This is a genomic window from Kitasatospora sp. NPDC008050 (assembly GCF_042957465.1).
Taxonomy (GTDB): Bacteria; Actinomycetota; Actinomycetes; order Streptomycetales; family Streptomycetaceae; genus Kitasatospora.
Genome location: NZ_JBIBIJ010000002.1, coordinates 676,396 through 696,296, shown reverse-complemented (window position 1 = coordinate 696,296; position 19,901 = coordinate 676,396). Strand labels below are relative to the sequence as shown.

15 protein-coding genes are annotated in these 19,901 nt (G+C 73.0%); 6 read left to right on the top strand and 9 right to left on the bottom strand.

Features of this window, described 5'->3' with window-relative positions; all coding sequences use genetic code 11:
• Positions 1-18: 18 nt before the first annotated feature.
• Genes ACFZB9_RS06535 through ACFZB9_RS06525 form a run of 3 tightly spaced genes read right to left on the bottom strand, consistent with a single transcriptional unit; the run spans position 19 to position 2,614 of the window.
• Positions 19-966 (bottom strand): ABC transporter substrate-binding protein, encoded by a 948-nt coding sequence (locus tag ACFZB9_RS06535; RefSeq protein WP_391444151.1) that lies wholly within the window; start codon positions 964-966, stop codon positions 19-21.
• A complete protein-coding gene (locus ACFZB9_RS06530) occupies positions 963-1,451 on the bottom strand; it encodes a GNAT family N-acetyltransferase (protein ID WP_391444149.1) in 489 nt (162 codons plus the stop codon). The genes ACFZB9_RS06535 and ACFZB9_RS06530 overlap by 4 nt, the downstream gene beginning before the upstream one ends.
• Entirely contained in the window at positions 1,448-2,614 is a 1,167-nt protein-coding gene (locus ACFZB9_RS06525; RefSeq protein ID WP_391444147.1) for an LLM class flavin-dependent oxidoreductase, read from the bottom strand. Before ACFZB9_RS06525 ends, ACFZB9_RS06530 begins: the two co-directional genes overlap by 4 nt.
• A 709-nt stretch (positions 2,615-3,323) precedes the next feature.
• On the opposite strand from ACFZB9_RS06525, the gene ACFZB9_RS06520 reads away from it, so the two are divergent.
• The 3 genes from ACFZB9_RS06520 to ACFZB9_RS06510 are packed head-to-tail and all read left to right on the top strand — an operon-like array spanning position 3,324 to position 8,576.
• Positions 3,324-4,313, top strand: coding sequence for an amino acid ABC transporter permease (locus ACFZB9_RS06520; RefSeq protein ID WP_391444318.1), 990 nt, complete (start codon positions 3,324-3,326; stop codon positions 4,311-4,313).
• A complete protein-coding gene (locus tag ACFZB9_RS06515; protein ID WP_391444146.1) occupies positions 4,310-6,271 on the top strand; it encodes an FAD/NAD(P)-binding protein in 1,962 nt (653 codons plus the stop codon). The genes ACFZB9_RS06520 and ACFZB9_RS06515 overlap by 4 nt, the downstream gene beginning before the upstream one ends.
• 22 nt (positions 6,272-6,293) lie before the next feature.
• Complete coding sequence (locus ACFZB9_RS06510) at positions 6,294-8,576, top strand: FdhF/YdeP family oxidoreductase (protein WP_391444145.1); 2,283 nt, start codon at positions 6,294-6,296, stop codon at positions 8,574-8,576.
• 49 nt (positions 8,577-8,625) lie between these two features.
• Here the strand turns inward: ACFZB9_RS06510 and ACFZB9_RS06505 are convergent, their stop codons facing one another.
• Positions 8,626-10,284: a C40 family peptidase gene (locus tag ACFZB9_RS06505; RefSeq protein ID WP_391444143.1), complete on the bottom strand. Its 1,659-nt coding sequence runs from the start codon at positions 10,282-10,284 to the stop codon at positions 8,626-8,628.
• 347 nt (positions 10,285-10,631) lie between these two features.
• Here ACFZB9_RS06505 and ACFZB9_RS06500 point away from each other — a divergent pair, with 347 nt between their 5' ends.
• Both ACFZB9_RS06500 and ACFZB9_RS06495 read left to right on the top strand, forming a co-directional pair.
• Positions 10,632-11,903: an anion permease gene (locus ACFZB9_RS06500; protein ID WP_391444141.1), complete on the top strand. Its 1,272-nt coding sequence runs from the start codon at positions 10,632-10,634 to the stop codon at positions 11,901-11,903.
• A gap of 10 nt (positions 11,904-11,913) precedes the next feature.
• Positions 11,914-12,171 carry a hypothetical protein gene (locus ACFZB9_RS06495; protein ID WP_391444139.1) on the top strand — a complete coding sequence of 86 codons (258 nt, stop codon included), beginning with the start codon at positions 11,914-11,916 and terminating at the stop codon, positions 12,169-12,171.
• Between the two features lie 297 nt (positions 12,172-12,468).
• Here ACFZB9_RS06495 and ACFZB9_RS06490 read toward each other — a convergent pair whose 3' ends face one another.
• Together ACFZB9_RS06490 and ACFZB9_RS06485 are read right to left on the bottom strand one after the other, a co-directional pair.
• Positions 12,469-14,076 (bottom strand): MDR family MFS transporter, encoded by a 1,608-nt coding sequence (locus tag ACFZB9_RS06490; RefSeq protein WP_391444137.1) that lies wholly within the window; start codon positions 14,074-14,076, stop codon positions 12,469-12,471.
• A 127-nt stretch (positions 14,077-14,203) separates the two neighbouring features.
• Complete coding sequence (locus ACFZB9_RS06485) at positions 14,204-14,689, bottom strand: MarR family winged helix-turn-helix transcriptional regulator (RefSeq protein WP_391444136.1); 486 nt, start codon at positions 14,687-14,689, stop codon at positions 14,204-14,206.
• A gap of 158 nt (positions 14,690-14,847) precedes the next feature.
• Here ACFZB9_RS06485 and ACFZB9_RS06480 point away from each other — a divergent pair, with 158 nt between their 5' ends.
• Complete coding sequence (locus ACFZB9_RS06480) at positions 14,848-15,906, top strand: DUF3533 domain-containing protein (protein WP_391444134.1); 1,059 nt, start codon at positions 14,848-14,850, stop codon at positions 15,904-15,906.
• A 37-nt stretch (positions 15,907-15,943) separates the two neighbouring features.
• On the opposite strand, the gene ACFZB9_RS06475 is transcribed toward ACFZB9_RS06480, so the two are convergent.
• The 3 genes from ACFZB9_RS06475 to lon all read right to left on the bottom strand — a co-directional run bounded on the left by ACFZB9_RS06475 (position 15,944) and on the right by lon (position 19,745).
• Positions 15,944-16,468, bottom strand: a complete 525-nt coding sequence (locus ACFZB9_RS06475; RefSeq protein ID WP_391444132.1) for a GtrA family protein — start codon at positions 16,466-16,468, stop codon at positions 15,944-15,946.
• Positions 16,469-16,565: 97 nt separating this feature from the next.
• Entirely contained in the window at positions 16,566-17,141 is a 576-nt protein-coding gene (locus tag ACFZB9_RS06470; protein WP_391444130.1) for an SMI1/KNR4 family protein, read from the bottom strand.
• Positions 17,142-17,336: 195 nt separating this feature from the next.
• The gene (lon, locus tag ACFZB9_RS06465) at positions 17,337-19,745 is read right to left on the bottom strand and encodes an endopeptidase La (RefSeq protein WP_391444128.1); all 2,409 of its coding nucleotides are present in this window, start codon (positions 19,743-19,745) and stop codon (positions 17,337-17,339) included.
• Between the last annotated feature and the right edge of the window lie 156 nt (positions 19,746-19,901).

Sequence of the window (19,901 nt, the reverse complement as noted above, 5' to 3'; positions counted from 1 at the left end):
TCGGACAAGCCCTGGGGATCACGTGTGCTCGGGCGGGCTGATCTGCGACTGGCTGATGGCCGAGCCGCCGGTGCCCCACTTGTCCAGGATCCGCTGGTAGGTGCCGTCCTTGATCAGCTGGTTCACCGCCGCCTGGAAGGCCGGGGTCAGCGGGCTGCCCTTCTTGAAGGCGAAGCCGACGTCCAGGCGGTGGAACTCGCCGACGAACCTCGTCCCGGCGGCCGGCTGGGCGGCCTGGTAGCGCAGGCCGTTGATGGTGGACATCACCGCATCGATCCGGCCCTGCTGGAGGCTGGTGAGGATCGCGCCGTTCTCGGAGAAGGACTGCACGGTGTACGGCTTCTTGCCGGCGTCCGTGCACAGGTGCTTCTGCGTGTTCAGCGTGGTCTCGAAGGTGGTGCCGGCGCCGGTGCCGATGGCCAGACCGCACAGCTGGGTCAGCTGGGTGACGTCGTTCAGGGTGGTGTTGTCCTTGCGGACGGCGAAGCCCTGGCCGTCGTCGATGTAGGTGACGAAGTCGATGGTCTTCAGCCGCGCCGCGGTGACCCCGAAGTTGCCGGTGCCCACGTCGTACTTCCCGCTGCCGAGCGCGGGCAGGATGGTCTCGAAGGCGGCGTCCTCGCGGTCCACCTTCAGGCCCAGCACCTTGGCGACGGCGTCGGTGAAGTCCACGTCCAGGCCGGCCGGCTTCTTGCTCCCCGGGTCCGGGTAGTAGGCGCTGGGCGGGGCGCCGAAGGAGCTGCCGACCTTGAGCGTGCCGCCCTGGCGGACGTCGGCGGGCAGCAGGGCGGCGATCGCGTCGGCCTTCTGCTCCTGGGAGACCACGTCGCGGTTCGGGTCCACCCCCAGGGCGGCCGGCAGGGCCTTGGCGGCGCCGCCACTGCCGGAGCCGCAGGCGGTGAGCGCGAGCAGCGGCAGCAGGGCGGCGGCGAGGGCCTGGACGGGCCCTGGGGCGGTGCGTCTCACGGGGTCGGTGCCTCTCGGTTCAGGAACTTCTCGAAGGGGAGCGGGCCGAGCGCGCCGGGCCCGCCGTCCTCGAAGAGCGGGGTGTAGCCGGCCGCCAGGTAGAGGCCCTTGGCCTCCGGCTGGCGCGGTCCGGTGGTCAGGTGGATCCGCCGGTAGCCGGCGAGTTCGGCGCGCCGCTCCAGCTCGGTCAGCACCCGGCGGGCCAGGCCCAGGCGGCGGTGCGCCGAGTGCGTCCACATCCGCTTGAGCTCGGCGCTCGACCCGTCGTAGCGGCGGAAGGCGCCGCCCGCCACCGGCTCGCCGTCCGCCAGCAGGAGCAGCAGCAGGCCGTGCGGCGGGGCGAACTCGGCGGCCGGGTAGCGGGCCATCTCGGCGTGCGCGCCCTCGCCGTACCGGGCGAGGTACTCCGCGGTGAGCTCGCGGATCAGCGGCTCGGCCAGCCGGTCCGCGAGGTCGGCCTGACGGAAGGTCAGGACCGGGCTCATGCCTGGACCGCGATGAGCTGGTGGCGGTCCCGCTCGGCCTCGGCCGCCTTGCGGGCCCGCTCGGCCTCGGCGGCGGCATCCCGCTTGGCGACCTCCTCGCGGACCAGCGGGATCACGTACCGGCCGAAGTCGATCGCGTCGTTCAGCAGGTGGTAGCCGCGCGCCGAGAGGATGTCCACGCCCAGGTCGTAGTAGTCGAGCAGCGCCTGGGCCACCGTCTCGGGGGTGCCGACCAGGGCGTTGGAGTTGCCGGCCCCGCCGGTGGCGGCGGCGGTCGGGGTCCACAGCGCCCGGTCGTAGCGCTCGCCCGCCTCGGCGATCGCCACCAGCCGCTGCGAGCCGGTGTTCTCGGGCACCGCGTCACCGGAGCCGCGGCGGCGGACCAGCTCGCCGCCGGCCTTGCGGGCGTTGATCCGCTCCACCGTCCGGTGCGCCTTCTCCCAGGCCAGCTCCTCGGTGGGCGCGATGATCGGCCGGAACGCCACCTGGATCCGCGGCGGCTGCTGGCGCCCGGCGGCCGCGGCGGCCTGCTTGACCCGCTCGATCTGCGCCGCGGTCTCGGCCAGCGGCTCACCCCACAGGCAGTAGATGTCCGCCTCGGCCCCGCCGGCCGCGTACGCCGCCTCCGAGGAGCCGCCGAACGAGACGCCGGGGCGCGGCTGCTGGACCGGGAAGACGTCCGCGACGAAGTCGTTGAAGCGGTAGTGCTCGCCCTCGTGGTCGAAGGGCTCGTGGCTGGTCCAGGCCCGCTTGACGATCTGGATGTACTCCCGGGTGCGGTCGTAGCGCTGGTCCTTGGTCAGGAAGTCGCCTTCGCGCTGCTGTTCGTGGTCGTTGCCGCCGGTGATGAAGTGGACGGTGAGCCGGCCCTGGCTGATCCGGTCCAGGGTGGCGAAGGTCTTGGCGGCGAAGGTCGGGATGGAGAGGTTGGGCCGGTGGGCGAGCAGGATCTGCAGCCGGTCCAGCTTCGAGGCGAGGAAGGCGGCGCCCTGCGCCGGGTCGGGCGAGCCGGAGCCGTAGGCGAAGAGCACCCGGTCCCAGCCGTGCTCCTCGTGGGCCCGGCCCAGCCGCAGGGTGTAGTCGCGGTCGAAGGCTTCGGTGCTGCGGGCGGTGGTCTCCGAGCCGTCACTGGTGGCGGCGATACCGAGGAACTCGACGGGCATGGCGGACTGCCTCTCAGGTGTTGGGGCGCGCCGCGGGGACCCCGGGCGGCGGGCGGGCAGCGCGAAGGCGGCCGCGGGGCACGGGGCGGACGGCGGGATGACGGGACGGCGGGATGGCGGGATGGCACGGACGGCACGGCGGCGCGGGTCCGGGGTGGCGAACGGGAGTGGGCCGGCCCGGCGGGGGCGGCGTGGGCAGGACGGCGGTGCGGAGCGAGCGCGTGCGGGCGATCAGCCTCAGCGGCTGGCGGGGGCGGCGGCAGCGTGCGCCTGGCGGCCGACGGCGGCTCCACCGTGCGCGGTGCGCGGGTGTGGGCGGCCGACGGCAGGTCCCGGCCCGACAAGGGGAACCGAGGGAGGTCGCCGCGTCGAGGAACGCGGCGCCGGGCCGATCAGAGGGCCCGCTGCCGGGTCAGCCGCGACACGCCGCGGACCACACCCGACCGAAGTCGATGTGGTCGCGAGTGACCAGGGGCTGGGCGGCGTTCATGTGCCCAGTTGAACAGCGAGTCATGGACTTCGTCAACCACTGTCCAGAACCGCCCGCCCGCCGCGCGGCCGCCCTTGACAGGCGTTCACCCGTGCCACGTACGATCGTTGACGGAGCAAGAGCAGTGCCGCCGCGTTGAGGGACGCGGCCCGCGTGATCGGCGACCCATCGCCCGCCCGCCTGCTCTGGAGCCTGCCCATGGCCGCCTCGCACGAGGTCCTGCCCGCCACCGGTCCACCGCCCCCCGCTCCCCCACCCCCCGGCACACCAGCGCCCGCCGGCCCGCTCCCGCTCGCCGAGCTCCCGCTCGCCCGCCGCCGACGCCCGGCGCAGTGGCTGACCACCGCGCTCGTCCTGCTGGTGCTGGCGATGGTGGCCAACTCCGTCGTCCGCAACCCGCGGTTCCAGTGGGACGTGGTCGGCTCCTACCTGACCACCACCGCCGTCCTGCACGGGCTGACCCTCACGCTCTGGCTGACCGCCGCCACCATGGTGCTCGGCTTCGCCCTCGGCACCCTGCTGGCGGCCGCCCGGATCTGGGGCAACCTGCTGCTGCGCAGTCTGAGCTGGGGCTACGTCTGGCTGTTCAGGTCGATCCCGCCGCTGGTCCAGCTGCTGCTCTGGTTCAACCTCGGCGCCCTCTACCCGACGCTCGGCCTCGGCATCCCGTTCGGGCCCGAGTTCGTCACCGTCAGGACGGTCCACCTGTTCGGGCCGGTGCTCACCTCGGTGATCGGGCTGACCCTGCTGGAGGCCGGCTTCGCGGCCGAGGTGGTGCGCGGCGGCATCCTCTCCGTCGACCAGGGGCAGTTGGAGGCCGCGCAGTCGCTGGGCCTGGGCCGGCTGCGGGTGATGCGCCGGATCGTGCTGCCGCAGGCGATGCGCTCGATCGTGCCGACCGCGGGCAACATGCTGGTCGGGCTGCTCAAGAGCACCAGCATCGTCAGCGTGCTCGCCGTCCAGGACCTGCTCTACTCGGTGCAGTTGATCTACAACCAGACCTACCAGGTGATCCCGCTGCTGCTGGTGGCCACCCTCTGGTACCTGCTGCTGACCACCCTGCTGTCGGTCCTGCAGTACTACCTGGAGCGGCACTTCGCCCGCGGCTCGACCCGCGGCGCGCTGCCGCCCACCCCGCTCGGGCGACTGCGCGCCCACCTGTCGCGGCTGCGCGCCTCGGTGGACGCGGCGCCGGAGGCACGGGCATGAGGGCACTCGCGATCATCGGCGCCGGGCCGCGCGGCACCGGCCTGCTGGAGCGGATCGCCGCCAGTGCGGCCGAACTGCTGCCCGTGGGGCAGCGGTTGCAGATCCACCTCGTCGACCCGCACCCGCCGGGGGGCGGCCGGATCTGGCGCCACCGGCAGTCGCCGCTGCTGCGGATGAACTCGATGGCCGCGGACGTCACGATGTTCACCGACGAGACCTCGGCCGTCGAGGGCCCGGTCCGCCCCGGCCCCTCGCTCGCCGAATGGGCCGCCGACCAGCCGGCGTTCCCGCCCTACCAGCCGGTCGACGACCCGGTGGTGCGGGCCGAGCTGGCCGCCCTGGCGCCCACCGACTTCGCCACCCGACGGGCCCAGAGCGCCTACCTGGACTGGGTGTTCCGCCGGGCGGTGGCTGGGCTGCCCGCCCGCGTCACGCTCACCGTGCACCGCGAGGCGGCCGTCGCACTGCACGGACCCGCCGACGGCCCGCAGCGCGTCACGCTGGCCTCGGGGCGCGAGCTGACGGCCGACCAGGTGGTGCTGACCCTGGGCCACCTCGGCTCCGCGCCCGACGAACGGCATGCCGCCACCGCCGCCTTCGCCCGCCGGCACGGCCGCTTCCACCTGCCGCCCGCCTTCTCCTCGCAGGCCGACCTGGAGGCGGTGGCCCCGGGCGAACAGCTGATCCTGCGCGGCTTCGGCCTGGCCTTCGTCGACCTGATGGCGCTGTTCACCGAGGGCCGCGGCGGCCGCTTCGAGCAGCGCCCGGACGGCGGCGTGCGCTACCACCCCTCGGGCCGCGAGCCGCTGCTGCTGGTCGGCTCGCGGCGCGGGGTGCCGTACCACTCGAAGACCGGCTACCCGCTGCAGGGCCCGCCCGCCCCGCTGCCGCGCTACTTCGGCCCGGCCGCCGTCGAGGAGCTGCTCGGCCGGCCCGGTCCGCTCGAACTACGCCGGGACGCCTGGCCGTTGATGGCCAAGGAGATCGGCTTCGGCTACTACCACGAGCTGTTCCACGCGCACCCCGAGCGGACCGCGCTGCCCTGGGCCGAGTTCCTGGCCGGCTACGACCGGTACGGCTGGTACCAGCCGGAGTTGACGGCGCTGGTCGAGCGCGCGGTGCCCGGGCCGGACGACCGGCTCGACTTCGAGCGGCTGGACCGCCCGCTGGCCGGCCTGCGCTTCGCCGACCCCGAACAGCTCCAGGAGCACCTGCGCGGATACATCCGGGCGGACGCCGACCGCCGCGCCGACCCGGCCTACAGCGCGGACCTGGGCGCCTTCCTGGCCCTGCTCTCGCTCTACGGCCAGCTGCCCCGGCTGCTGGCCGCCGGGCGGCTGACCGCCCGCTCGACCGCGCGGGAGCTGGACGGCTGGTGGCAGGGCTTCTTCAGCTTCCTGGCCTCCGGCCCGCCGGGCTTCCGGCTGCGCGAGCTGCTCGCGCTCTCCGAGGCCGGCGTGGTCCGCTTCCTCGGCGCCGACCTGACCGTCCACGAGGACGAGGCGAGCGGCACCTTCACGGCCACCAGCCCGAGCCTGCCGGGGCACCGGGTCACCGCCACCGCGCTGATCGAGGCCTACCTGCCCCGGCACGACCTGGCGCGCACCGAGGACCGGGTGCTGGCCCAGCTGCTGCGCGAGGGCCGGCTCACCGAGGAGGTGCTCACCGATCCGGACTTCACCCACCGCTCCGGCCTGCTGACCTGCGACCCGCTCGACGGCCGGCTGCTCGACCCCACTCTGGGCGGTGCCCCGCACCCGCGCCGCCTGGCGCTCGGCCCGCACACCGACGGCCGCGCCGTGGCCGCCTTCGCCCGCCCGCGCACCAACGCCCCGGCCTTCCGGCAGAACGACGTGGCGGCCCGCGCCCTGCTGCGCGCGCTGGCGGCTGCCGGGCCCGGGGCACCGGTTGCCGCAGGTGACAGGATGGTGGCGGGGCTGACGACGGCGCGGCCCTGATCCCAGCTGGAGGTGGGCGACAATGGCCAAGCAGGCTCCGCAGAGCGACCCGGCGCAGGACGCCCCCGAGGTCGGTGCCCCGCAGCGCGCGGCCGCCGGCCTGAAGGCCGTGCGGCAGAGCCTGTCGATGGCCAACGAGCAGATGAGCGCCCGCCGCACGCTGGCCACCCTGACCAAGGTCAACCAGCACGGCGGCTTCGACTGCCCCGGCTGCGCCTGGCCGGAGCCGGACAAGCCGCACACCGCCGAGTTCTGTGAGAACGGCGCCAAGGCGGTCGCCGAGGAGGCCACCGAGCGCCGGATCACCCGGGCGTTCTTCGCCGAGCACCCGGTGGCCGAGCTGGCCGAGCGCTCCGGCTACTGGCTCGGCCAGCAGGGCCGGCTCACCGAGCCGATGCTGCTGGCCGAGGGCGCCACCCACTACACGCCGATCGGCTGGGACGAGGCCTTCGCGATCATCGCCGAGGAGCTGACCGCGCTCGACACCCCCGACGGCGCCGCCTTCTACACCTCGGGCCGCACCAGCAACGAGGCCGCCTTCAGCTACCAGCTGTTCGCCCGCAAGCTGGGCACCAACAACCTGCCGGACTGCTCCAACATGTGCCACGAGTCCTCCGGCTCGGCGCTGGTGGAGACCCTCGGGGTGGGCAAGGGCAGCGTCAGCCTCAAGGACCTCTACCAGGCCGACCTGATCATCGTGGCGGGCCAGAACCCGGGCACCAACCACCCCCGGATGCTCTCCGCGCTGGAGCGGGCCAAGCGGGCCGGCGCCACCGTCGTCAGCGTCAACCCGCTGCCGGAGGCGGGCCTGGAACGGTTCAAGAACCCGCAGCACGCCCGCGGCCTGGTCGGCGGCGGCACCAAGCTCACCGACCTGTTCCTGCAGATCCGCCTCGGCGGCGACCTCGCGCTGTTCCGCGCGCTCAACCAGCTGATCCTGGCCGCCGACGGCGGCGTCGACGAGGCCTTCGTCGCCGAGCACTGCCACGGCTTCGAGGAGTTCGCCGCCGAGGCCGAGTCGACCGACCGCGAGCAGGTGCTCGCCGCGACCGGGTTGCCCTGGGAGCAGATCGAGCGGCTGGCCGAACTCGTCCTCGGATCGAAGAAGGTCATCGTCTGCTGGGCGATGGGCCTGACCCAGCACAAGCACTCGGTGCCGACCATCCGCGAGGTGGTCAACTTCCTGCTGCTGCGCGGCAATGTGGGCCGTCCCGGGGCCGGTGTCTGCCCGGTGCGCGGGCACAGCAACGTGCAGGGCGACCGGACCATGGGCATCTTCGAGCGCCCGGCGGCCGCCTTCCTGGACGCACTGGAACGGGAGTTCGGGTTCCAGCCGCCGCGCGAGCACGGACTCGACGCGGTGGAGTCGATCCGGGCGATGCGCGACGGGCGGGTCAAGGTCTTCTTCGCGATGGGCGGCAACTTCGTCGCGGCCACCCCGGACACCGAGGTCACCGAGGCCGCGATGCGCAACTGCCGGCTGACCGTGCAGGTCTCCACCAAGCTCAACCGCTCGCACCTGGTCACCGGCGCCCGGGCGCTGATCCTGCCCACCCTCGGCCGCACCGACCGGGACCACACCGAACGGGGCGACCAGTTCGTCACCGTCGAGGACTCGATGGGCATGGTGCACTCCTCGCAGGGCCGGCTGCGTCCGCCGGCCCCCGGCATCCTCTCCGAGACGGCGATCGTCTGCCGGCTGGCCCGCGCCACGCTCGGCCCGGCGGACCCGATCCCGTGGGAGGAGTTCGCCGCCGACTACGGCACGATCCGCGACCGGATCGCGGGCGTGGTGCCGGGCTTCACCGACTTCAACACCCGGGTCAAGGCGCCGGGCGGCTTCGCGCTGCCGCACGGCCCGCGCGACTCGCGCACCTTCCCCACCGCCACCGGCAAGGCCAACTTCACCGTCAACGAGCTGACCGCCCCCGAGGTCCCCGCCGGGCGGCTGCTGCTGCAGACGCTGCGCTCGCACGACCAGTACAACACCACCGTCTACGGCCTGGACGACCGCTACCGGGGCATCACCGGCGGGCGCCGGGTGGTGCTGGTCAACCCGGCGGACGCGGCCGAACTGGGCCTGACCGAGGGCGGCTACGTGGACCTGGTCAGCGAGTGGCGCGACGGGGTGGACCGGCGCGCGCCGCACTTCAAGGTGGTGCACTACCCGGTCGCCCGCGGCGGCGCGGCCGCGTACTACCCGGAGACCAACGTGCTGGTGCCGCTCGACTCGACGGCCGAGATCAGCAACACGCCCACCTCCAAGGCCGTGGTGATCCGCTTCGAGCCGGACTCGGGTGCCTGACCCCGGCCCGGGCCCGTCGGCCCCGGTGGGCTGACGGGCCGGGGCCGGTTCAGCGCGAGGGGCTGTTCGAGGGAGGCCCCGAGGGGGACTTCGCGGGGGACGAGGTGCCCGAGGGCGAACCGCTCACCGGCGCGGTGCCCGAGGGCGAGGCCGAGGGGCTGGCCGAACCGCTGCCCGAGGGCGAGGGGCTGCCCGGGACCGAACCCGAGGGCGACGGCGAGCCGGTGGCCGGGGCACTGCCCGAGGGCGAGGGCGAACCGGAGGGTGAGGCGCCGCCCGAGGGCGAACCGGACGGCGCGGGCGAGGTGCTGCCCGACGGCGAGGCCGAACCCGACCCGGACGGCGCCGGGGAGCCGCCCGAGGGCGAAGGGGCCAGCGGCGAGGAGGGCGTCGGCGAGGCACCCGGCGGGGGCGCCGACGGGCTGATCGGCACCACCGGCAGCAGCGCGGACAGCGGCGGCTCACTCGGCAGGCCCGGCGCGGTGCCCTGACCCGGTGCGATCGGCGTGATCGTCTCGGCGTCCTGCAGCGTGGCGGGCACCTTCCAGGCGCCGCCCGCCTCGTCCGAGGCGCTCTGCGGGTCGGGCCGCACCGCGCCCAGGATCGGCGCCATGCCGATCGGCGAGACCCGCACGAACGCGCCGGTGTGCGGGGCCTGGACGACCAGTCCGCCGCCGATGTACATCGCGATGTGCTCGGCGCTCTCGTAGTAGACCACCAGGTCACCGGGGCGCAGCTGGTTCAGCGCAACGTGCGGCAGCTGGGCCCACTGGTCCTGGCTGGTGCGCGGGATCTGCACGCCCGCACTCAGCCAGGCCTGCGAGGTGAGGCCGGAGCAGTCGTAGGAGGCGGGCCCGGTGCCGCCCCACAGGTAGGGCTTGCCGAGCTGGGCGAGCGCGTAGGCCACCGCCGTGCGCCCGGCGGCCGAGGGGGTGCGCTCCCCCTGGCCGAGTGCGCCGGAGGCCAGGAAGGCCAGTTGGGCCTGGTCGATCTGCTTCTGCTCCAGCTGCTGGAGCTCGCTCTGCTGGGCCCCGGTGAGCGAGGAGACCAACTGTTCGACGGTGGCCAGCTGCTGGGAGATGTCGGTCTTGTTCTGGTTCTGCTGGGCGAGCAGCGCCTTGCTGGTGTTGACCGCGTCGCCGGACTGCTTCTTCAGCTGCTCCAGCGCCGCCTGGTCGCTCTTGAGCTGGCCGATGAACTGGGCCTGGGAGCGGCTGGCGGCGGAGAGCAGCGCCGCGAGGTGGGCGGCCTGGTACGGGTCGTTGGTCAGCAGCAGCTCGCCGAGGCCGGAGATGTCGCCGTTGCGGTACTGCTCGGAGGCGATCTCCGAGGCGACGTCGATGCCCTGGTCGACCAGCTTCTGCTGGGCGTCGACCTTGCTGGTGATGGCGGCCGCGGTGGCCTGCTGGGTGGCCAGTTGCTGGGCGGTGGCGGTGTACTGCTCGGTGGCGGTCTCGGCGTTCTGGTAGAGCAGGTGGACCTTGTCGAGCAGCGGGCCGAGCGTCGCCTCGGCCTGGGCCAGCGGATCGGCGCCGGGAGCGCCCGACGGCACGGACGAGGCGCCGGGCGCCGGAGCGTTGACGGCGAAGGCGGTCTGGCCGGCCAGCGGCAGCGCGAGGGCCGCCATCGCCAGCACCGCGCCACAGCGCAGCGCGGCCCGCAGCCACGGCTGACTTCCGAGCAGATCTTCGCGCCGCACGGCTCGCATCGGCCCGCCTCCCCAACGTCCGGTGACACCCCACGGCCCGCCGACGGCGAACCCCGACCGATCCTGCCATGCCGGGCACCGGCTGGGGCAGAGAGCGTCCGTACCGGCGGATGAATTCTCACCCCCGCCCGGTCGTGACACATGTCTCAGCAATCCGGGAGTAAACCGGGCGTTGTTCGCATAAGACCAGGCCAAGACACCTGCCAGACTTCTCTTTGTAAGGCGCAGGACCGAAACGGAGCCCAGAGTCCCAACCCAGTTAACCTTCCGTTCACCCGTCCTCCCTACGGTCGCGCTGAACACGGCAGCAGAAACCACAGTCCGACTACTACGACGATTGTTTGGTAATGGAACACATCACGTTCCTGGTGGCGGTAGTGATCGTCACGGCCCTTGCCTTCGACTTCACGAACGGCTTCCACGACACCGCCAACGCGATGGCCACCTCCATCGCCACCGGCGCGCTGCGTCCCAAGATCGCCGTCGCCATCTCGGCGGTCCTCAACTTCGCCGGTGCCTTCCTGTCCGTGAAGGTGGCCGGCACCATCTCGGGCGGCATCGTCAACGAGAAGGCCGGGATCCACCCGGCGGTGATCTTCGCCGCGCTGGTCGGCGCAATCCTCTGGAACCTGCTGACCTGGCTGCGCGGCCTGCCCTCCAGCTCCTCGCACGCGCTGTACGGCGGTCTGATCGGCGCCACCGTCGTCGGAGTCGGCCTCGACGGCGTGAACTTCAGCACCGTGGTCACCAAGATCCTGATCCCGGCCATCGCCTCCCCGATCGTGGCCGGCGTGGCCGCCTGGGGCGCCACCAAGATGGCCTACCTCATCACCAAGCACGGCAACGAGAAGAGCACCACCAAGGGCTTCAAGACCGGCCAGATCTTCTCCGCCTCGCTGGTCTCGCTCGCCCACGGCACCAACGACGCGCAGAAGACCATGGGCATCATCACTCTGACCCTGGTCTCGGTCGGCGCGCTGCCCAAGCACGCGCTGCCGCCCACCTGGGTGATCGCCAGCGCCGGTCTGGCCATCGCGCTGGGCACCTACAGCGGTGGCTGGCGGATCATCCGCAGCATGGGCAAGGGCCTGACCGACGTCCAGGCGCCGCAGGGCTTCGCCGCCGAGAGCGCGACCACCGCGGTGATCCTGACCTCCTCGCACATGGGCTACGGCCTGTCCACCACCCAGGTGGTCTCCGGCGGCATCATGGGCGCGGGCCTGGGCGGCCCCAAGGCCCAGGTGCACTGGAGCATGGCCCGCCGCATGGTCTACACCTGGGGGCTGACCCTGCCCGCCGCCGCCGTGGTGGCCGGTGCGGCCGCCTACGTCGCCGACCGGGGCACCTGGGGCGTCGTGCTGGTCGGCGCCGCGCTGGTGGCCGGCTCGGGCGCGATGTGGATGCTCTCGCGCCGCCAGCCGGTGACCGCGAACAACGTCAACGACCTCCCGCAGGAGACCGCGGGCGCCGAGAGTGCCGAACTCCCGGTCGCCGCCGCGCTCCCGGTCGTCCCCGAGCTCTCGCCGGAGCTGTCCGACGTCGCCCTGGTGACGCCGCCCGACGTCACCGTCACCCCGGTGGCACCGCCGACCACGCCCACCACCACCGTCGCCGCCTGAGGGGCTCGCCATGCACATCAACTGGAGCGCCCTGGCCGACACCGCGGGTGTCAGCTTCCTGGTCACCGTCGCCGTGGTGAGCGCCTTCGCCCTCGGCATCCTGGCCCTGTCCCGCCGTGAGGCGGCCGTCGAGGCCGCCGGAGCCGGTGCCCCGAGTGGCGGGTCCCCGGCCGCCGGCAACGGCGCCGTGGCGCTGGCCGCCGCCGGCGTCTGCTTCGCCGCCTGCGCCGCCGCCGTGGGCTACGGCCTGATGCTGATCGCGAGCTGAGGCTCCGAGAACACCGCGGGTACGAGGAAGGCCGCGAGCTGCTCACAGCAGCTCGCGGCCTTCCTCGTCTGTGCGGTGCACGCCCACTGCACCCGCTGTGAACTGCGCGAACCGGCCGCGCGGCAGTGCCTAGGATGGCCCCCGACCAAGGGGGATCATGAACGACTACGCCACTCCGGTACCGTCGGCCGCACCGCCGCCGGCCGACCTACTGTGCCGGACTGGCCGCCCCGGCCAGCCGGGACGGCGCGGCCACCCGGGACGACGCGGTCAGCCGGCCCGTCCCGGCCCTGCCCGCTACGCCGGCTCGCTGACCGGCCGGGTCTCGGCGGGCGTCGGCGCGGCGGCGACCGGGGCCGTGCGCAGCGGCACCTCGCGGATCAGCAGCACCACCAGGAAGGCCACCGCGGCGAACGGCGCGGCCACCAGGAAGACGGTGCCCACCCCGTGCCCGAAGGCGTCGGTGACCAGCGGGACCAGTGGCGCGGGCAGCGTGTGCAGGTCCGGCAGGTCGCCGCCGCCCAGTGCGGCGGCACCGGCCGGCGGGATGTGCGCGGCGGTCAGGTTCTGGGTGAGGTAGTGGGTCACCCGGGTGCCGAGCAGGGCGCCCAGCGCGGAGACGCCCATCGCGCCGCCCATCGTGCGGAAGAACGTGACGGTCGAGCTGGCCGTGCCCAACTCCTTGGCCGTGACCGTGTTCTGCACCGCCAGCACCAGGTTCTGCGAGGTCAGGCCGAGGCCCACGCCGGTGGCCGCCATGTAGAGCGAGAGCAGGCCGTAGCTCGTGTCGGCCCGGGCGGTGCCGAGCAGCAGGAAGCCGAGCGCGAGCAGGAAGGTGCCGGCCACCAGGTAGCGCTTCCACTTGCCGTGCTTGGTGATCAGCCGCCCGGCGACGGCGGAGGCGACCGCCAGGCCCAGGATCATCGGCAGCGTCATGATGCCGGCCATGGTCGGGGTCTTCTCCTTGGCCAGCTGGAAGTACTGGCTCAGGAAGGTGGTGGCGCCGTACATCCCGATGCCGACGAAGGCGCTGGCCACTGCCGCCAGGCTCACCGTGCGGTGGCGGAACAGGGTGAGCGGCATGACCGGCTCGGCCGCCCGGCGCTCGGTCAGGATGAACAGCACGACCAGCAGCAGCCCGCCGCCGACCATCGCCACGGTCTGCCAGGAGCCCCAGGCGTAGTTCTTGCCGGCCAGCGTGACCCAGACCATCAGCAGGCTGACCGCGCCGGCGATCAGCAGCGCGCCCAGGTAGTCGATCCTCGCCTTCCGCTTCACCACCGGCAGGTGCAGGGTGCGCTGGAGCACGATGATGGCGATCACCGAGAACGGGATCCCGACGTAGAAGCACCAGCGCCAGCCCAGCCAGCCGGTGTCCACGATGACCCCGCCGATCAGCGGGCCGCCGATGGTGGCCAGCGCGAAGACGGCGCCGAAGTAGCCGCTGTAGCGGCCGCGTTCGCGCGGCGGCACCATCGCCGCCAGGCAGATCTGGCCGAGCGCCACCACGCCGCCGGCACCCAGGCCCTGCAGCACTCGGCAGGCGATCAGCTCGGTGGTGTTCTGCGAGAGGCCGGCCAGGGTGGAGGAGACGATGTAGATCACCAGCGCCAGCTGGACCAGCAGCTTCTTGCTCACCAGGTCGGAGAGCTTGCCCCAGATCGGGGTGGAGGCGGTGAGCGAGAGCAGCGCCGCGGTGATCACCCAGGTGTAGGCGGACTCGCCGCCGTGCAGGTCGTTGAGGATGGTCGGCAGCGCGTTGGAGACGATGGTCGAGGAGAGGACCGCCACGAAGAGGCCGAGCAGCAGCCCGGAGAGCGCTTCGAGAATCTCGCGGTGCGTCATCGGGCGGTCGGGGTCGGCGGCACCGTGGTGACGGCGGTGGGCCGGCTGGCTGCTGGTCATGGCGATCCTTAGAAATCGTTGCCTAGGGCAACCATAGGCCAGGATAGTTGACCAGAGCAACCTTTTCGCAGCTGTACTCAGCCACCGCTCCGGCCTGGGCGACCCCCGGCTCCAGCGGACCCGTGCGCTACTCCGGCGGGCTCCCGGGCCGGCCGAGCCCGGCCACCGTGTCGTTGAACCGGGCCAGCAGCCGGGCGAACTGGGTCAGTTCTGCGGGCTCCCAGTCGGCGAGCATCGCGTGGAACGAGGCAATCCGGTACTCGTGGGCACGCAGGTAGCGGCGGGCGCCGTCCTCGGTGAGCGAGACCAGCGAGACCCGCCCGTCCAGCGGGTCCGACTCGCGGGCCACCAGGCCCAGCTCCTCCAGTGCCTTGATCTGCCGGCTGATCGTCGCCTTGCCGACCCCGAAGTGCGCGCCGACGTCGGTCACCCGCACCTGTCCGGCCTCGGCGAGGTGGGCCAGCAGGCTGTAGGCCAGCCCCTCCAGCTTGGGGTGCACCAGCCGGGACATCTCGGCCGAACGGGCCCGCCCCCGACGGAACATCACCGCGACCTCGCGCTCCACCGCGCGGTAGACCGCGCCGACCTCACCGTTCGTCAGTTGCTCGTCCACGCCAACCCGTCGCTCGTCCGCGCGGCACCGGTCGCCGGCGCGTGATCAGTATCCACCAGCCCGGCGCGGTAGGGACCGCCCGGAAAGTACTTGATGATAGGAAAGTTCTTGATGATACGAATGATCCGCAAGGTCCGTTTCTCCGCTGAGGAGAGTTGATGTCCAGCCAGAGCCAGGGCTTCGTCAGGGAACTCAAGGACGCCGTCAGCGGCCGCACCGCCGTGCTGGTGATCGGCGTGCTGCTGCTCCAACTCGGCTTCATCACCTCGTACGTGGGCGCGCTGCACGCGCCGAAACCGCACCGGCTGTCGATCGGGGTGGTGGCCCCGGCGCAGCAGCAGCCGCAGCTGGTCGGCGCGCTCGACCAGGTACCGGGCCAGGCGGTGCGCGCCACGCCGGTGGCCGACCAGGACACCGCGATCGCCAGGATCAAGGACCAGAAGCTCTACGCGGCCCTGGTCGTCGACCCCTCCGGCACCCAGGACACCCTGCTGGTGGCCAGTGCCCGCGGCAAGTCGGCCGCCACCGCCGCCCAGAGCATCGTCACGCCGCTGGAGCAGCAGCAGGGCCGCACGGTGCGCACCCAGGACGTGGCCCCGCTGCCGCCGGGCGACGCCAACGGCCTGACCTCGTTCTACCTGGTGATCGGCTGGTGCGTGGGCGGCTACCTGGTCGCCTCGATCCTCGGCATCAGCGCCGGCTCCCGGCCCGCCAACCGCGACCGCGCGCTGATCCGCACCGGGGTGCTGGCGCTGTACTCGATCGCGGCCGGGCTCGGCGGCACGCTGATCGCGGGGCCGATCCTGAACGCACTGCCCGGCAGCATCGCCGGGCTCTGGGGCGTGGGCAGCCTGGTGGTCTTCGCGGTGGGGACCGTCACGATGGCCCTGGAGTGCCTCTTCGACCTGGTGGGCATCGGCCTGGCCGTGCTGCTCTTCGTGGTGCTCGGCAACCCGAGCGCCGGCGGGGTCTTCCCGCCGCCGCTGATGCCGCCGTTCTGGCGGGCGATCGGTGCCTGGCTGCCGAACGGCGCGGGCACCGACGCGACCCGGTCGATCGCCTACTTCGGTGCCACCAACCTCACCGTCCCGCTGCTGGTCCTCGCCGCCTGGGCGGCGGCGGGGCTGGCGGTGACGCTGGTCGCGGTGAGCACCAGGCCCCGGGGCGGCCGGGAGGTGGCCGCCCCACCGGAGCCGGGAGCGGTGACCGCCGGGTGAGCCGGGACCACTCACCACCGGCCGGTCGGTCGAGCTCTCAGTGCACCGGCGTGGACGTCTCGGCGGACTCCGAGACCTCGGAGCCGCGGGTGGTGGTGAAGACGAACCTCTTCATCGCCCAGTAGCGGAAGGCCATCGCCACCAGGGTGCCGATGATCATGCCGCTCAGGAAGTCGGAGACCTCGCCGGTGAAGTGGCTCACATGCGGCGTGCGCAGGTTGAACAGGTAGCGGCTGACGGCCATCGGAAGGTCGTTGACCCCGACCGCGAGCGCGCTCACCACGAAGAAGGGGATCGCCTCCTTGTGGCTCCCCTCCGAGCGGAACGACCACTGGCGGTTCAGCAGGTACGAGGCCACCGTTGCGATCGCGTTCGCGACGGTCAGCGCGACCAGCGGCTTGGACTCGCAGACGGTGAAGCGAAGTGCGTAGTTGATCGCCATGGTGAGCAGGAAACACGTCCCGCCCACCAGCAGGAACTTCACCAGACTTCGGTGCTGCACCAGGAAGGGACGCAGCGGCCCAGGCACCTTGGCCAGGGCTTTCTGTGTAGGCGACGGCATTGGCGCAGTGTCGCACGACTACCGGGCCGCCCGTCACCCGACTCCCCATTCCGGCGGCCCGCCGGCGCCACCGGCGAGGACGGCGCCGTGCGGCCGGTCACTCGCGGCGCATCAGCAGCGGCCGGTTGCCGTTCCAGTGGAAGCCCTGCGGGAACAGCTCGTAGCGGCCGTCCTCCGCGAGCTCGGCGGCGAAGTCATCCAGGAACTCGCGCCAGCTGGGCGCCAGGTAGTCGGCGGTCGAGCCTTCGTGCGTCCAGTCGATGATCTGGCCGCGGCGCTCGGGGACGGGCGGGTCCAGGTCGACGCAGACCACGTCGCCGTTGCCCTGCTGGATGATCGGGATCCAGCCCGTCGACCAGCTGATGTCCCGGCGGATCTCGCCGTCCTCCTCCTCGTCCATCGGATCGTCCGCGTAGTCGGCCCGGTCGAGTGCATCGCGCACCAGCTCGGCGAGCGAGCGGACCGGGCCGCTGTAGCCGACCTGGACGCCCGGCAGCCCGTCGTGCCGACGGTAGAACTCCAGGACCTCCGCGGGCAGCTCCACCCCGAGCTGCTGCTGCGCCGCCGCGAGCTGCGCCTCGCTCGCCCCGGCCGGCAGCGCGGCCGCCACGGCCGGCGCGAGCCGTTCCAGCGTGCTCTCGATCCGCTCCCAGATCCGCTGCACGGTGTCCATCGAAGCCCTCCCCCAACAATGATCGGCCCGAACGATGATCGGCCCGAAATCGATTGGCCCGGAATCTAACACCGGCCGCGGACGGCGCCGGTGCCGACCACCCCGGGGGGTCGGCACCGGCGCCCGGACCGGGTCGGCAGGCCCGCCGTCAGGACCTGTCCGGACAGTGGGGCCGCCGTCCGGGCCTGTCCGGCCCTAGGCCGCGGCGGCCACCAGGACGTCGGCCGGCTCCAGGGCCAGCGCGAGCACCTCGCGGACGTCCGCCACCGGGTGGACCGACAGGCGCTCCAGCACCTCGGCCGGGACGTCGTCCAGGTCGGGCTCGTTGCGCTTGGGGATGATCACCGTGGTGATGCCCGCCCGGTCGGCGGCCAGCAGCTTCTGCTTCACCCCGCCGATCGGCAGCACCCGGCCGGTCAGCGAGACCTCACCGGTCATCGCGACGTCGGTGCGCACCTTGCGCCCGGAGAGCAGCGAGGCCAGCGCGGTGGTCATGGTGACACCCGCGCTCGGGCCGTCCTTGGGGACGGCGCCGGCCGGCACGTGCAGGTGGATGCCGCGCTCCCGCAGGCCGGTGACCGGCAGCTCCAGCTCCGCACCGCGCGAGCGCAGGTAGGAGAGGGCGATGTGGGCGGACTCCTTCATGACGTCGCCCAGCTGGCCGGTGAGGGTCAGGCCGGTCGAGCCGGTCTCGGCGTCGGCCAGCGAGGCCTCGATGTAGAGGACGTCGCCGCCGGCACCGGTCACCGCCAGACCGGTCGCCACGCCCGGCACCGCGGTACGGCGCTCGGCGGGCTCCTGGGCCGCCTCCGGCGTGTGGTGCGGGCGCCCGATCAGGGCCCGCAGGTCGTCGGCGCCGATCGCGGTGGGCAGCTCGCGCTCACCCAGCTCGGTCTGCGCGGCGACCTTGCGCAGGATCCGGGCCACCGCCCGCTCCAGGGTCCGCACGCCGGCCTCGCGGGTGTACTCGCCGGCCAGCTTGCGCAGCGCGGACTCCTGGACCGTGACGTCCTCGGAGCGCAGACCCGCACGCTGCAGCTGGCGCGGCAGCAGGTGGTCGCGGGCGATGACGACCTTCTCGTCCTCGGTGTAGCCGTCCAGGCGGACCAGCTCCATCCGGTCCAGCAGCGCCTCCGGGATCGCCTCCAGCACGTTGGCGGTGGCCAGGAAGACCACGTCGGACAGGTCCAGCTCGACCTCCAGGTAGTGGTCCCGGAAGGTGTGGTTCTGCGCCGGGTCCAGCACCTCCAGCAGGGCGGCGGCCGGGTCGCCGCGGTAGTCCGAGCCGACCTTGTCGATCTCGTCCAGCAGGACCACCGGGTTCATCGAGCCGGCCTCCTTGACGGCCCGCACGATCCGGCCCGGCAGCGCGCCGACGTAGGTGCGCCGGTGGCCGCGGATCTCCGCCTCGTCGCGGACGCCGCCGAGCGCGACCCGGACGAAGTCACGGCCCATCGCGCGGGCCACCGACTCGCCCAGCGAGGTCTTGCCGACGCCGGGCGGGCCGACCAGAGCCAGCACCGCACCGCCGCGCCGCCCGCCGATCAGGCTCAGCCCCTGGTCGGCCCGGCGCTTGCGGACCGCCAGGTACTCCACGATCCGGTCCTTCACGTCGCCCAGGCCCGCGTGGTCGGCGTCCAGCACGGCGCGGGCACCGGCGATGTCGTAGGCGTCCTCGCTGCGCTTGTTCCAGGGCAGCTCCAGGACCGTGTCCAGCCAGGTGCGGATCCAGCTGCCCTCGGGCGACTGGTCGCTGGCCCGCTCCAGCTTGTCCACCTCCTTGAGGGCCGCCTCGCGGACCTTCTCGGGCAGGTCGGCCGCCTCCACCCGGGCGCGGTAGTCGCCCTCCTCGTCGGCGGCCTCGCCGTTCAGCTCGGCGAGCTCCTTGCGCACGGCCTCCAGCTGGCGGCGGAGCAGGAACTCCTTCTGCTGCTTGGCCACGCCCTCCTCGACGTCCTTGCGGATGGTGTCGTTGACCTCCTCCTCGGCGAGGTGGTCGCGCAGCAGCTGCAGGGCGAACTCCAGGCGGGCCACCTGGTCGGCCTCCAGCAGCACCTTGAGCTTCTGCTCGGCGGTGGCGAAGGGGGCGTAGCCGATGTTGTCGGCCAGCTCGCCGACGCCCTCGATGCCGGCCACCCGGTCCACGATCTGCCAGGCGCCGCGCTTGCGCAGCCACTGGGTGGAGACGGCCTTGTACTCCTTCACCAGCTCGGCGGCCCGGCCGCCGACCGGGATCCCGACCGAGGACTCCTTGAAGGGCGTGGTCTCGACCCAGAGCGCGGCGCCGGGGCCGGTGGTACCGACCCCGATCCGCACCCGGCGGACCGCGCGGACCAGCGCCGCCGGCTCGCCGTCGGCCAGCCGGCCGACCTGCTCGACCGTGGCCAGCGCGCCGACCGCGGCGTAGGAGCCGTCCAGCCGCGGCACCAGCAGCACCTGCGGCTTGCCACCGTCCACCGACGCCCCCGTGGCGGCCCGGGCGGCCTCCACGGCGGCGCGCACCTCGGTGTCCTTGAGGTCCAGCGGCACCACCATGCCGGGCAGCACGACCTCGTCGTCGAGCGGCAGCACGGGCAGGGTGAGCGAAGCGGACGTCGATGCCATGATCTCTCCCCAGTCAGTGAACTTGAGTCGACATGACTAAGGCTTCGCGAGGGCTGGATGTTCCCGGGACTTTGTTCGCCCTGAGCGATCAGGAAGAGAGGTCAGGAGGAGAGGTCAGGAAGAGCGGCCAGGGGGAGAGGTCCGCAGAGAAGGAGG